The sequence below is a fragment of the Chitinophaga sp. genome (assembly GCF_036569185.1).
Classification (GTDB): domain Bacteria; phylum Bacteroidota; class Bacteroidia; order Chitinophagales; family Chitinophagaceae; genus Chitinophaga.
In genome coordinates this window covers 13,069-26,292 of the sequence record NZ_DATCRD010000425.1, presented here as the reverse complement: position 1 = coordinate 26,292, position 13,224 = coordinate 13,069, and the positions used below count along the sequence as shown (strand labels likewise).

The following is a 13,224-nucleotide window of genomic DNA, read 5'->3' as shown; positions in this document are numbered from 1 at the left end:
TATGAGGAAGAGCTCATTGTTTATACGCCAAGAGACCAGCCATCGCGGTAAGTACGTTTTACAAACTGGTTAGCTTCGTCGAAGTTGGTAATCTTCATATTGTTACCATCCCACAGCAGTTTGATGTAACGGCCGGGGTAGTCGAAGCCTTTACCATTTGCTTTCGCCTTACGGATATCGAAGCTGCGGATAGCCAGGTTAGCCATGAGGATGGTTTCTGTAAGCGGGCCGGCAATATCGAACGGAGAGCTGAGGGCTTTCTGTTGTTTGCTGCCGTAGCCGGCAATAGCGGCATTTACCCACTGTACATAGTGGCCTTCCGGTACACGTGCAATTGTTTGCGGCACATTGGCTTCGTTGGTGCGGGAAGTAGGCAGCAGCTTAGGATACATACCATAAGTACCGCACATCATTTTACCTTTGTCACCAATAAACAGGGCGCCGTTACCACCATCGCCCATTGTTTCGTTGGGGCCCAGTTCTTCCGGGCGCTCCGGTTGTATACCACCGTCCATCCAGTGGAGGGTTACTTCTTTTCCATTCTTACCAGGGAATTTCATGATCACATGGGAAGAAGGAGGGCAGCTTTCAGGGAAGTATCCGCGGGTGAATTCTCCCACATATACACTACCTACGCTGCATTCTACAGAAGTAGGGTAGCCCAGGCCCAGTACACGGAAAGGAGGTTCAATGATATGACAGCCCATGTCGCCGATAGCGCCGGTACCGTAATCCCACCAGCCGCGCCAGTTGAAAGGCACCAGGTTATCTACATAGTCTTTTTTAGGAGCGGTACCTAACCACAGGTCCCAATCCAGTTCCTGCGGAACATCCTGGCGGGTAGTGGGCCAGGGAATACCCTGTGGCCATACGGGACGGTCGGTCCAGCAGTAGATGGTATGCACATCGCCAACAAGGCCGGCATTGTACCATTCCATCAGCTGACGAACGCCATCGCCGGAGGAGCCCTGGTTACCCATCTGGCTTACCACCTTGTATTTTTTAGCCCCCTGTGTGAGCATACGTGCTTCGTAGATGTCGTGGGTGAGCGGCTTCTGTACATACACATCCTTCTTCAGCTGCATAGCGCCCATAGCGGCTACGGCATGCGTGTGATCCGGTGTGGATACGGAAACGGCATCGAAGTTTTTGTGTTCCTTGTCAAACATTTCCCGGAAGTCGGTGTAGAACTTAGCCTTAGGGAATTTCTTCACGGCTTCGGCTGCACGACGTTTATCCACATCACACAGGAAAGTAATATCAGCCGGGCCTTTGGCAAATTCAGATATATCGCTGAAGCCTTTACCGCCTACGCCGATACCTGCTACCCGCAGGCGATCGCTTGGCGCTACATAGCCTCTGCCTAATACATGGCGTGGAACTATCATGAAACCGGCAGCTGCAAGCGCACCGTTTCTCAGGAATGATCTGCGGGAAACGTTGTTTTCTCCCTCATTCTTTTTTTCTGGAATCATTGATGTGAAGTTTTCTGGATTTAAATTATGAAATAGCAAGTTAGTTCGTTAGTCCCAGGTCATCAGCTTGCCCCTGTCTTCAATTTTCAAACAGGTAGCCAGTGTTTTTTCATCATACGCATAGCCATACTGTTTCAGTACGTCTGCCGGAACGCCATCCCATTCGTTGGGTGTATTGCCAACATAGTTCAGGTCTTTGATGCCTATTTTGCTGGTGAAAAAGCCTGTAGCAGTGAGATTGCGCATCCGGTTGAAAAAGGCCACACCCTGGCTGTTTTCCGGGGCCGCTTTGGCCGGGTAGGCAATCAGGTCTACCACTTCAATGCGTTGTTCAGCGCTGCATTCTGCAAATGACTTATTATACCGTTTGGCGCATTGCATATCCAGCCAGCGTAACCCGCCCCGCATAGGTAGTTGATGCTCCGGTATATCCTTTACAATAAACTCAATGAACTCCGGTACTTTGGCATCGGAGGCGCTGCCGGAATGTTCATCTGCGGGGATAATGATATCTGCAAGGATGGTGATGGTTTTCATTTCAGCGTCTGTAAAGAATTGCTGGTCCATTAACGCTTTATCCCGCAGCACTTCTTCCGGAGTACGGCCGTAGCCGGGCGTTTTCACATTGGGATGATCGTTTTTATCAGCCGTTGTTTTGTTATCGCCACAACTGGTGGCAGATAAAATGGTACCAACTGATAACGTTCCCAGTGCCAGTGCTTTGAGTGATTCTCTTCTATCCATGAAAAAAATTAAAAGATTAGAGATTCTGTTTTTTCAATTGATCCACGATATATTCAGATGCCCGCATAGACAGAGCAAGGATGGTCCACGTGGGATTTTTATCTGCCTGTGATACAAAGGCTCCTCCATCTACAACGAAAAGATTCTTTACTTCGTGTGCCTGGTTGAACTTGTTCAGTACGGATTTCCCTGGATCGTCGCCCATACGGGTGGTACCTACCTCGTGAATGATGCGGCCCGGGTTTTCCAGCCCGTATTTGGTATCAGCGCCGGGTTTGGTGCCGAAGGCAATGCCGCCCATTTCATGAATGATCTCTTCAAAAGTATCCTGCATGTGTTTGGCCTGGTTGATTTCGTGATCGCTCCAGGTGTAATTGAAGCGCAGTACAGGAATCCCGAATTTATCCACCACGTTCGGATCTATCTCGCAATAGTTGTCTTCCCGTGCAATACATTCGCCCCTGCCGGCAAAGCCGATCTGGGAGCCATAAAAGCGGCGGTAGTCATCTTTCAGTGATGCGCCGTATCCGCCTGCTGCTTTGGTTTGGCCATCGCGGCCGGGTACCCTGCCGTTCATGTTTTCCATGCCAAAGCCGAAACCATAACCCGGCATATGCATGCCTCCGCCAAATTCAATATGGTAACCACGGGCGAAGTTCAGTTTTTTGTTATCGCCCCACCAGGGAACATACATATGCATGCCGCCCACGCCATCTTCATTATACCGTTTACGGTCCATCAGCTGGGGAAGGAAACCGCCCCTTGAGGAACCGGTGGAATCGTGCAGGTATTTACCTACCACCCCGCTGGAGTTGGCCAGTCCGTTCGGGTGTTTGGCTGATTTTGAGTTCAGCAGCAAACGGGCCGATTCGCAGGCGCTGGCCGCCAGTACTACCACACGGGCGTTAACGGAGTATTCCTGGAGGTCAGTTTTATCTACATAAGCCACGCCGGTAGCTTTCCCGCTGTTGTCGGTAAGCACTTCCCGTACCATGGCGTTGGTATACAGGTCTACATGACCACTTTTCATTGCGGGTTTCACCAGCACGGAAGAAGCGGAGAAGTCGCCATATACGGTACATCCACGGTTGCACTGGCTGCAGAAGAAGCAAGGGCTGCGGTCTTTATTTACCGAGCGGGTTAATATCGACAGGCGTGCAGGTATAACAGGAATGCCTAAACGATCCCCTGCCTTTTTCACCATCAGTTCGTGTAACCTGGGTTTGGGAGGAGGGAGGAAGAAGCCATCCGGTTCGTTGGGTATGTTTTCTTTGGTACCGAATACGCCGATCATTTTGTCTACCCGGTCGTAAAAAGGCGCTACCTCCTCGTAGGTAAGCGGCCAGTCGTCGCCCAGGCCATCATAACTCTTGTGTTTGAAGTCGCGGGGGCCAAAGCGCAGTGAAATGCGGCCCCAGTGGTTGGTTCGTCCTCCCAGCATGCGGGAGCGGAACCAGTCGAATTCAGTTCCGTTTTTTTTCGTGTAAGGTTCACCGTTAAGTTCCCATCCGCCGTAAGATGCGTCAAAGTCACCGAAAGGACGGGTAGTACTGGCTCCTCTTCTGGGTGATTCATACGGCCATTTCAGTTGTGTAGCCTGCTCCGGGTCGGCCGGGTCGTACTTTGGGCCTGCTTCCAGAAGGGCAACTTTGAGGCCTGCATCCGACAGGATTTTTGCAGCCATACCTCCTCCGGCGCCGGAACCAACGATACAAACGTCATAAACCTTCCCTTGTTTTTTGATTTCGAAAGCCATTTGCGTGGATATTTTAGACTTTTTAGAAGAACACCGGTTTTAAATCTATAAATTAAATGCGGAAAAAGAACGGTTTTTTTTATGAGCGATCATACAGCCTATATTATTGGTGTAGATATCGGCACCAGCAGTACAAAATCGATTGTGCAAGGAATTAACGGTGAAATACAGGCGGTGTTTCAGCAGGCATATGTAACCAGTCATCCGCAGCCGGGTTACAGTGAGCAAACGCCCCGGGTCATCCTGGAGGCGGTGATGGCCGGTATCCGGGAGGCCATAGCCAGGATGGGAACAGCGCCGGCGGCGGTTTCCTTTAGCAGCGCCATGCATAGCATTATGGCCATAGGAGCGGACGGAGAGGAGCTAACGCCGTTGATTATCTGGGCTGATAACCGCAGTGAGCCGAATGCGCTGGCATTGCGGGATACGCCTGAAGGTCAGCTGATTTACCGGCAAACCGGCACCCCGGTGCATGCCATGTCGCCCCTGTGCAAAATTATGTGGCTAAGGGAGCAGCAGCCGGCTGTTTTTAAAGCCACAGCTATATTCCCGGGTATTAAAGAATACATCTTCCATCATTTCTTTGGTAGCTGGATAACGGATCATTCTATCGCCTCTGCCACCGGATTGTTTGATATTCATACACTTGGCTGGAACAGCACGGCTTTAAAAGTGGCTGGTATCACGGCGGCGCAGCTACCCCGGCCGGTGCCGGCCAACCACATGGTTAAGGGATTATTGCCGGCCGTAGCCGATACATTGGGCATCCCGGCAGATACACCCTTTATGATAGGCGGCAGCGATGGATGCCTTGCCCAGCTGGGCAGCGGAGCGCTGGACCCCGGGCATGCCACGCTTACCATTGGCACGAGCGGCGCCGTAAGAATGGCAGGAGCCAGACCGCTTACGGATACCGCCGGCCGGCTTTTCACCTACCTGCTTACGGATGATATTTATATTACCGGCGGCGCCTCCAATAACGGAGGCGTGGTATTGCAATGGCTGGTAAGGGATTTCCTGCAGCAGCCGCTGAGCGCGCTTAATGAGCTTGTGGAAGCGGCACTGGTAACAGATCCTGGCAAATTGCTTTGTTTACCTTACCTGCTGGGGGAAAGGGCGCCGGTATGGAATAGCCATGCGAGTGCGGCCTTTATAGGTATCCAGCCCCAGCATACGCCGGCGCATTTTACCCGGGCAGTACTGGAAGGGGTTTGTTTTGCGCTTCTGAGCATCAAAGAAGCGCTTGCAGAAACTGCGGGGCCGGTGCAAAAGATCTCCGTGAGTGGAGGTTTTACCAATTCGCCGGGCTGGATCCAGCTGCTGGCCGACATCTTTGGCCAGGAAATGCACCTGCAGCAGGAAAGCGATGCCTCAGCACTGGGCGCCATCCTGCTGGCGGCGAGGCAGCTGGGCTGGCCGGAACAGGAGAAGCAACAGGCCCAAACGGTTTTTACCCCTGACGCTTCCAGGTTTGAAGAGTATAGACGGAAGTATGGGATTTTCCGGAAACTGTACCGGCAGATAGAGGAAAGTCTTGCCGCGGAGTGATTTAAAAGTCCGCATGTCCATCAGCATCAAATATGGATGTCCTGGCGCCATACGGGAAGATAGAAGAGTGCCTTATTGTGGAATGATTATAAAAATCCACATGTTGCATTCGTTGGCATTTTATATTGCTATATTGTAAAGAAGATGCTCAAAAATTTATAAAACAGCCTATGAAATTAGTTTACCGGTCAATTGGGATAACATTAATAGTATTCGGGATACTATTGGGAATTTTTATGTTAACAGAAAAGCAGGCGTTACCCAACTTTCTTGCAGAGAAAAGTCAATTTGCGCTTGCCTACCGGCTTGCGGCAACCAATTTCCCTTTTTACGCCGGCATATGTGTGCTGGCAGGAGCTATGCTCCTGGTAAAGGATAATAAGGATTAAACAAACAGGCTGCCCGGTTTACATATAGCCGGCACCCGTGTTGGACCTGCATTACCGTAGCATATACCGCGCTGTGAACGGGGACATGATGCGGAGGGGAGGTGGACTTGATCTGGAAATGATCTGCTGTAGAGGGTTTGGGGCTATAAAAAGAAGAACGTTGTACCTGGTGACCCGGGGAAGCTGGTAGAAGCCACATGGCAGGCTGCCGCACCGGGGGTAGAATCAGTGAAAACCAGAAGCTTAAAACCACATAACAGGCGCTGTGGATCGCCTGACACCGTAGGGTCCTAAAGTTAAAACCATCTAACAATTCACCAGCCAGTATAGGACCCGGGGGAAACCGTTCCCCCGGACTTTTAATTTCCCGTCATCAGTTCCCGCGTTCAAACATGCGCGCGAGATCTGTGAGTTTGAATGATATAAAGGTGAACTTGCCGCCTGGCGCCACGTTGGGCATGCTGCAGGCAAACAGTTCATCGATGATGTTCTGCATTTCGCGGGCGGCCAGTATTTTGCCGGCAGGGATGGCATTGTTACGGGCCATTGCACGGATCAGCTGTTCGCGGGTATTCACTTTCAGTTCATGGCTGAAGTTCTTGAACTGTTCCAGCAGCTGCTGGATGGTGGCATGATCGTTACCATTCTGAATGTCGGCGGGGGTACCGCGAACAATGAAGGTATTATTGCCAAAGGGCTCCAGGTCGTAGCCCAGTGTCTGGAGGTCGCCAAGCATTTCGCTGACCAGGGCTGCATCTGCCGGGGGCAGTTGCAGGGTTTGCGGGAAAAGGCTTTGCTGGGTGGCCATCGGGGTTTCCTGTAAGGCGCGCTGGTAGCGTTCATAAAGGATCCTTTCATGGGCGGCCTGCTGATCTATCAATATAAATCCTGATTTTATCTGCGACAGGATATATTGCTGGTGCACCTGTACCGGCACTTTCTGATCGTTGGCGGTGTCCTGCCAGCGTTCATCGATAACGGAAGCGGTGGCATGCGGCTGGCTTTCGTAGGTTACAGCCGGCCGTGTTTCCGGTTCCGGGGCGATGGTATAAGTGCTTTGTGTATAATTGTCGTTGTTCGTTTCGTACAGATCCTTCCAGTGCTTCAGGTTGCTGCTGTTGTTGCTTTTATCGATCATGTGCGCCTGGTTGGCCTGTGTAAAGGATTTATACAGGGGGCTCTGGGTCGACTCATTCTGTTGCTGGGCGGTGAAAGGTTTGCTTACCGCATCCAGGGCCTGGATATTCGGATCGAGGTCGAAATCCAGTGTAGCAGTGATGCTGAACTGGGCCAGGGAATGTTTTACCGCCGACTGCACAAAGGCGTACATGAGTTTTTCATCATCGAACTTGATTTCCTGTTTGGTAGGATGTACGTTGATGTCTACGTGTTCGGGGTTTACATCAATAAACAAAACATAGAGCGGGAAGCTGTCGGCCGGGATGATATCCGCAAAAGCGTTCATCACGGCGTGGTTCAGGTACGAGCTCTTAATGAACCGGTTATTGACGAAGAAGAACTGGTCGCCCCTGGTTTTTTTTGCGGTTTCAGGTTTTCCTACAAATCCGTACACGTTCATGTAGTCGGTCGTTTCCTTTACGCTTACCAGCCGGGCGTTATAATGTTGTCCCAGGATGGCAACGATGCGTTGTTTAAGCGATCCTTTATCAAGATGGAACAGCTGTTGATTATTACTTGTCAGTGAAAACTGCAGTTGTGGGAACGACATGGCCACGCGGATGAACTCATCAACGATATGCCTCATTTCCGCCGCGTTGCTTTTCAGGAAATTCCTGCGGGCGGGCACGTTGAAGAAGAGGTTCTTCATGGCAATGCTGGTGCCTTCTGCGGTTTGACAGGGCTCCTGCTTATTTACAAAGCTGTTGTCGATTTCCACATAGGTACCTACCTCAGCGCCTTTTTTGCGGGTTTTGAGCTCCACTTGCGAAACTGCTGCAATGGAGGCGAGGGCTTCGCCCCTGAAACCCATGGTGGTGATCTGGAAGAGATCTTCTATGGATTGTATTTTGGAGGTGGCATGGCGTTCAAAGCACATCCGGGCATCTGTTTCGCTCATACCTCCGCCGTTATCAATTACCTGTACTAACTCTTTGCCTGCATCTTTAATGATCAGTTGAATATCGGTTGCACCTGCATCCACTGCATTTTCCAGTAACTCTTTTACCGCTGATGCCGGTCTTTGGATCACTTCCCCCGCAGCTATCTGGTTCGCTATATTGTCTGGTAATAAATTGATGATATCCGCCACTTACTAGCCTTTTGCCGTAAAGTTAACAATTTATATGCAGTTGCTCATCGGTGATTATCAGACAGTTTTAAACAAAAAATTAACTGTTTTGTTAATTAGCCCCTTGATTTGCAGGAAATAACAATCCATTATGCTTGTTCATACGTAATTTATGGTAGAGGACAAAAAAGAGCCGGCCAACGACCCAGCAGTCACAATGATAGTGTTAATGAGAAGTTAACGAATCAAAACTTTACATATGTACCTATGGAATCTAATAATTTTGAATATCTCTATCAGGGTCACCAACTGTACATACCCATAAATCGGTGAAAAAAAGAAATCAATGGAAGATGGAAAAAAGAAGGGAGACATTTACTCCCATACAGATGCCAACAAAGTAAATCTGCCAGATGAAGAATGGAAGAAAATATTGCCAACGGACGTGTATCATATCGCCAGGGAAAAAGGAACAGAATGGGCCTTTACCGGAAAATACTGGAACAGCAAGGAAAACGGTACCTACTACTGCGCTGCCTGCGGGAATCCATTATTTGTTTCCGACACTAAGTTTGAGAGCAGTTGTGGCTGGCCAAGTTTTTTTCAGCCGCTTACCAAGTCCAGCGTAATTTATTCTCCTGACAACAGTCATGGAATGCATCGGACAGAAGTGTTATGCGGGCGCTGTAAATCCCACCTGGGACATGTGTTTGATGATGGCCCTCCGCCCACGGGACTTCGCTACTGTATTAATTCCGTGATCCTGGATTTTGAGAAAGCAAAGGAAGCAGACCAACATTATCAGCAAGACAATACCCCCAGCGATAAGGATAAAGAACTGGAGTAACCATATCTTCTGCCTGATAGCCAACGTGATCTGCCGGTTGACAATAAAAAGCCGTATTTTTATTATCATCAACCCCCGACGGTCATGAAAGTACTTAAAACACTCGCCTGGATCATAGGAATCATCCTGTTCATTGCAATTGTGCTGATCTTTTTTGCGCCCACTACGATGCATGTGGAGCGTTCGGTGGAAATTAACGCCCCTGCCACAATTGTATGGAACGACATTGTGAAATTCGAAAAATTTAACGAGTGGAATACCTGGAAACAGATGGACTCCACCGCCAGGTTCACTATTACCGGCGAAGACGGTTCTATTGGCGCTGTTGATTCCTGGAAAGGCAGTAAGGTGGGGGAAGGAAAGCTGCAGCACCTGGCGATGGACCCCTACAAATCGGTTACCCAGAAGCTTACTTTCATTACGCCGTTTGCATCTGAGTCGGATGTATTTTTCCGCTTGTCGGAAGCTGCAGGAAAAACAAAGGTCACCTGGGGATTTGATACCCATTACGACCGGCCGCAGAATGTGATGACCCTTTTTATGAAAGGTGCGCTGGAAAAGGATTTCGACCAGGGGCTCAATAACCTGAAAAGCATGGCGGAAGCGGAGGTAAGAGGTCCCAATGCACCTAATGGCATTGACGTTACGGTAAAAGAGATGAATTTCCCCGCAACAACGTATGCGGCTGTACGAAAAACCATCCCAATGAGCAGGATCACCGATTACTACCGCGCTAACCTGAGCACCATTTATAATGCAGCCAATGCGGCCAATTTACAGCCAGGCGTGCCATGCGGTATTTTTTTCAGCTGGGACAGGAAACAGCAAACCACAGATATGGCCGCAGCTATCCCCGTACCTGAAGGAAGCAGGCCCGCATCGGGGTATGAAATTATTACCCTGCCGGCTGCGCAGGCAGCCTATGCCGATTATATAGGGCCTTACAGTAAAATAGCCAACGCGCATGTGGCCATCAGAAATTTTATTACCGATAAAGGAAGAACCATTGTTCCGCCCACTATAGAGATGTATCTGACTGATCCGGGCAAAGAAAAGGACAGTAGCAAATGGCTCACGAAGGTCATCTACTTTATGAAGTAATCATCCGGAAGTAAAGAAGCAAAAACGATTGGCATGGCATTACAAGAGGGGAAAGCGCTATTTTCCCAGTGTGCTGGCATATTTGGTTGGCTCAAATTCTATGATCTCATAAAGGGCCAGCTGGTATTTTTCCAACGGATCTTCGCTCATGATCTCTTCTACCTCCTTACGGCTGGCTGCATTGCAGAGAATAACAGCTCCCGACCTGGGCTTTCGCCTACCTGATAAGATAAACCGGCCACTATCGTAGTGCTTTTGCAGGAAGGCAGTATGCGCCTCCATGTAGTGTTCTACAGCCGCAACGGGCCGTATGTATTGTAGCATAATCAGGAACATAACGGTTTTTCTATGGTATTTAGTAATAGTTTCATAGTTAGTAGCAAAGGTATAAACTTAATCAGTATTGAAATATTGTATGTACCAGGGAAAAATGAGACATATGCGCTACAAAAATATACGTACTTTTGCACGAATGAAATACCACGATAGTGGGAATGTATTGCTTGAACAAGTGTTGCTCCGAATAATTTCTTAATTTTTAATGTTTTTATGAAAAAATCAATTTCCAAAGTTTTGTTAGCCGCTGTAACGACAGCGGTTATGCTGTCTTCCTGCTCCAAGACCCCTGAAGAGAGCCGGTATATCCCGAAAACAGCCGGTGTGATAGTAGATCTGAACGCTAAACAGCTAACCACCAAGCTGGTGACAAACGGTATCACTATGGATAAACTGTTTGATGCCGCGCAAACCAAAGACACTGCCAACGAAATGATGAAGGCCTGGAAAGACGCCGAAAACTCCGGTATTGATCTGCAGAGCCATTTCTTTGCTTCTTTTGTATTCCAGGGCCAGCCGGCAGAAAACAAATCTTACATCAGTCTTACCGCCAGCCTGAAAGATGCCGACAAATTTGAGGCCTATCTCAAAAAGAACATCGCCAACTACTCCCTGAAAACACAAAATGATTTTAAATATATCTGGGAAGAAAAGCAGCATGCCGTAATCGGATGGAATAAATCTGCCGTTATCTATATCAGCGCAGTGAACCCGAACGACCTGGAGAAGTATGCCCCGGGCGGTTCTGCTGCTCCTGATTATCCTGCAGAAGATGAACCTGCAGCAGACAGCGCAGCAGCAATAGTGGACAGCGCAGTAGCTGTGCCTGCCGCCCTGGTAACTGCGGAAGACGATGCGGTAATAAAAAACTGGGTAGCTGAGGTAGACCATCTCTTCCACCTGAAAAAAGATGAATCAGCAGGGACTATTGAGCCTTTTGCCAAGTTGCTGAAAGAAAATGCTGACGCCGGCATCTTTGTAAATCCTGAAGCTATTTATAACGGCGGCCAGTTCACCATGATCCCCGCCAATGTTAAGAAGCTGATGGAAGGTTCCTTCTACACCGGTACTGTTAACTTCGAAAACGGTAAAATCGTTTTCAACGGTCATTCCTACATGGGTAAAGAGCTGGCGGCCATCTATAAAAAATATGGTAAGAAAGAAATCGATATGGATATGCTGAAGAAGTATCCTTCCCAGAATGTCACCGGTTTTGTTTCTTATGCTTTTGATTTCCGTATGATCGGCGATATCGTAAAAGCCACCGGTATGGACGGTATGGTAAACCTGCTGATGGGAAAATCCGGCTTGTCGATGGATGATGTGCTGAACGCATTTGAAGGCCAGTTAACTTATGTGGCCTCCGATTTCGCCATCACCAAAAAAGAATCTCCTTATTTCCCCGGTGAATTCACGGAAAAACCGGATGCCAAATGGATCTTCAGCCTGAAAGTAGGTAATAAGGATGCATTCAATAAAGTAATGACATCTCCTATGCTGAAAGAAGTATTCACCAGGGAAGGCGACCATTATACCGTGGCAAATCCAATGGCGGCTGCTACCATGCCGGCAATGTCTATCACTGAAAAGTATGTGACCCTTGGCTCCGATAGCGCTTTGTTGCAGGAATACCTGGGAGGCAAAGGGCACATCAAATTACCTGATGGCATTGAAAGCAAAGTGAAAGGAAGCATGATTGGCGGTTATGTAGACCTGGAAAAAGTGACCAGCGTGATCCCTGAAGATAAAGTGGATGAAGATGAAAAAGTAGTAGTGAAAAAAGCAAAAGACCTGCTGAAGGATGTAACCTTTGTAAGTAAAGCCGATGGCGGCGATGTGCAGCATGGAGAAGCCATACTGACCTTCAAAAATAAAGATCAGAACAGCCTGGTACAGCTGATCAACCTGGGCACAGAAACCGTAAAGGTGATGCAGGCGAAGAAAGCCAAGGAGAAAGCGTATGAAGACAGCGTGTTTGCAGCGCCGGTAGATACTGCCGTTGCACCGCAGTAAATTATAACCTTACCAGGAAAAGGGCGCCGGTATTATATCCGTTGCGCCCTTTTCTTTTGCGTAAAATATATCATTTATATTCGCTACTGTTAACAGCAAATGCCATTATGCAGATTCAGCTCAGTCAGCTTATGCCCATACCCTTGCAGGATAAACTCCGGCAAAGGTCGTCGGACATCTGGAACCAGGAGGTAACTTTCCAGCCAGGCAATTTTGTGAAGATCAAAGCGCCGTCCGGAACGGGCAAAACCACCCTGATCCATTACCTGTATCATATCCGTTACGACTATACGGGGAAAGTGCAGGTGAACGGACAACCCTGGCAGGCATATAATAAAAACGAAATAGCCGCTATGCGGCAGCGGGATATCAGCATTGTATTCCAGGATCTCCGGCTTTTTGAACAGCTGAGCGCCCGGGAAAATATATCCCTGAAGCGGGTAATGGAGCCTAAGCCTTATTATCCTGCTGAAAAGATAGATGAAATGGCAGCCCGGCTCAATGTGTCGCATGTGCTGGAACAAAGCGGCAAAACCCTGTCGTATGGCGAAAGGCAGCGCATTGCCATCATCCGGGCGCTGATGCAGCCCTTCAGCTGGCTCCTGATGGATGAGCCCTTCAGCCACCTGGATGAAGATAACACACAACGCGCAGCCGCACTGATTGCCGATGAATGTAAAGCCCGCAATGCCGGGTTTATTTTAACAGACCTGGATAATGACCAGCACTTCCCTTACGATGTGCATTATCATCTTTAATGTTATTTC

At 48.9% G+C, this 13,224-nt stretch carries 11 protein-coding genes; 6 read left to right on the top strand and 5 right to left on the bottom strand.

Going from position 1 to position 13,224, the window contains the following annotated elements; translation table 11 throughout:
* Positions 1-20: 20 nt before the first annotated feature.
* The 3 genes from VIM72_RS32150 to VIM72_RS32140 are packed head-to-tail and all read right to left on the bottom strand — an operon-like array spanning position 21 to position 3,975.
* Positions 21-1,475, bottom strand: a complete 1,455-nt coding sequence (locus VIM72_RS32150; RefSeq protein ID WP_332006888.1) for a Gfo/Idh/MocA family oxidoreductase — start codon at positions 1,473-1,475, stop codon at positions 21-23.
* A gap of 48 nt (positions 1,476-1,523) precedes the next feature.
* Positions 1,524-2,219, bottom strand: coding sequence for a gluconate 2-dehydrogenase subunit 3 family protein (locus VIM72_RS32145; RefSeq protein WP_332006887.1), 696 nt, complete (start codon positions 2,217-2,219; stop codon positions 1,524-1,526).
* A gap of 16 nt (positions 2,220-2,235) precedes the next feature.
* Positions 2,236-3,975, bottom strand: a complete 1,740-nt coding sequence (locus VIM72_RS32140; RefSeq protein ID WP_332006886.1) for a GMC family oxidoreductase — start codon at positions 3,973-3,975, stop codon at positions 2,236-2,238.
* A gap of 81 nt (positions 3,976-4,056) precedes the next feature.
* Between VIM72_RS32140 and VIM72_RS32135 the strand changes: the two genes are divergently transcribed.
* Together VIM72_RS32135 and VIM72_RS32130 are read left to right on the top strand one after the other, a co-directional pair.
* Complete coding sequence (locus tag VIM72_RS32135) at positions 4,057-5,523, top strand: gluconokinase (RefSeq protein ID WP_332006885.1); 1,467 nt, start codon at positions 4,057-4,059, stop codon at positions 5,521-5,523.
* A gap of 236 nt (positions 5,524-5,759) precedes the next feature.
* Positions 5,760-5,912, top strand: a complete 153-nt coding sequence (locus VIM72_RS32130; protein ID WP_332006884.1) for a hypothetical protein — start codon at positions 5,760-5,762, stop codon at positions 5,910-5,912.
* Positions 5,913-6,285: 373 nt separating this feature from the next.
* Here the strand turns inward: VIM72_RS32130 and mutL are convergent, their stop codons facing one another.
* Positions 6,286-8,181 carry a DNA mismatch repair endonuclease MutL gene (gene mutL / locus VIM72_RS32125; protein WP_332006883.1) on the bottom strand — a complete coding sequence of 632 codons (1,896 nt, stop codon included), beginning with the start codon at positions 8,179-8,181 and terminating at the stop codon, positions 6,286-6,288.
* 325 nt (positions 8,182-8,506) lie between these two features.
* Here mutL and msrB point away from each other — a divergent pair, with 325 nt between their 5' ends.
* Both msrB and VIM72_RS32115 read left to right on the top strand, forming a co-directional pair.
* Complete coding sequence (msrB, locus tag VIM72_RS32120; protein ID WP_332006882.1) at positions 8,507-9,007, top strand: peptide-methionine (R)-S-oxide reductase MsrB; 501 nt, start codon at positions 8,507-8,509, stop codon at positions 9,005-9,007.
* A gap of 84 nt (positions 9,008-9,091) precedes the next feature.
* Complete coding sequence (locus VIM72_RS32115) at positions 9,092-10,108, top strand: SRPBCC family protein (RefSeq protein WP_332006881.1); 1,017 nt, start codon at positions 9,092-9,094, stop codon at positions 10,106-10,108.
* A 57-nt stretch (positions 10,109-10,165) separates the two neighbouring features.
* Here the strand turns inward: VIM72_RS32115 and VIM72_RS32110 are convergent, their stop codons facing one another.
* Positions 10,166-10,432 carry a YciI family protein gene (locus VIM72_RS32110; RefSeq protein WP_332006880.1) on the bottom strand — a complete coding sequence of 89 codons (267 nt, stop codon included), beginning with the start codon at positions 10,430-10,432 and terminating at the stop codon, positions 10,166-10,168.
* Between the two features lie 225 nt (positions 10,433-10,657).
* Here VIM72_RS32110 and VIM72_RS32105 point away from each other — a divergent pair, with 225 nt between their 5' ends.
* Positions 10,658-12,457: a DUF4836 family protein gene (locus VIM72_RS32105; protein ID WP_332006879.1), complete on the top strand. Its 1,800-nt coding sequence runs from the start codon at positions 10,658-10,660 to the stop codon at positions 12,455-12,457.
* Between the two features lie 107 nt (positions 12,458-12,564).
* Positions 12,565-13,215 (top strand): ATP-binding cassette domain-containing protein, encoded by a 651-nt coding sequence (locus VIM72_RS32100; protein ID WP_332006878.1) that lies wholly within the window; start codon positions 12,565-12,567, stop codon positions 13,213-13,215.
* The last annotated feature ends 9 nt before the right edge of the window (positions 13,216-13,224 follow it).

Bases quoted from the DNA above. Each gene is read 5' to 3' on its own strand.
- VIM72_RS32150 (WP_332006888.1), bottom strand. From the start codon at position 1,475: ATGATTCCAGAAAAAAAGAATGAGGGAGAAAACAACGTTTCCCGCAGA.
- VIM72_RS32145 (WP_332006887.1), bottom strand. From the start codon at position 2,219: ATGGATAGAAGAGAATCACTCAAAGCACTGGCACTGGGAACGTTATCA.
- VIM72_RS32140 (WP_332006886.1), bottom strand. From the start codon at position 3,975: ATGGCTTTCGAAATCAAAAAACAAGGGAAGGTTTATGACGTTTGTATC.
- VIM72_RS32135 (WP_332006885.1), top strand. From the start codon at position 4,057: ATGAGCGATCATACAGCCTATATTATTGGTGTAGATATCGGCACCAGC.
- VIM72_RS32130 (WP_332006884.1), top strand. From the start codon at position 5,760: ATGTTAACAGAAAAGCAGGCGTTACCCAACTTTCTTGCAGAGAAAAGT.
- msrB (WP_332006882.1), top strand. From the start codon at position 8,507: ATGGAAGATGGAAAAAAGAAGGGAGACATTTACTCCCATACAGATGCC.
- VIM72_RS32115 (WP_332006881.1), top strand. From the start codon at position 9,092: ATGAAAGTACTTAAAACACTCGCCTGGATCATAGGAATCATCCTGTTC.
- VIM72_RS32110 (WP_332006880.1), bottom strand. From the start codon at position 10,432: ATGCTACAATACATACGGCCCGTTGCGGCTGTAGAACACTACATGGAG.
- VIM72_RS32105 (WP_332006879.1), top strand. From the start codon at position 10,658: ATGAAAAAATCAATTTCCAAAGTTTTGTTAGCCGCTGTAACGACAGCG.
- VIM72_RS32100 (WP_332006878.1), top strand. From the start codon at position 12,565: ATGCAGATTCAGCTCAGTCAGCTTATGCCCATACCCTTGCAGGATAAA.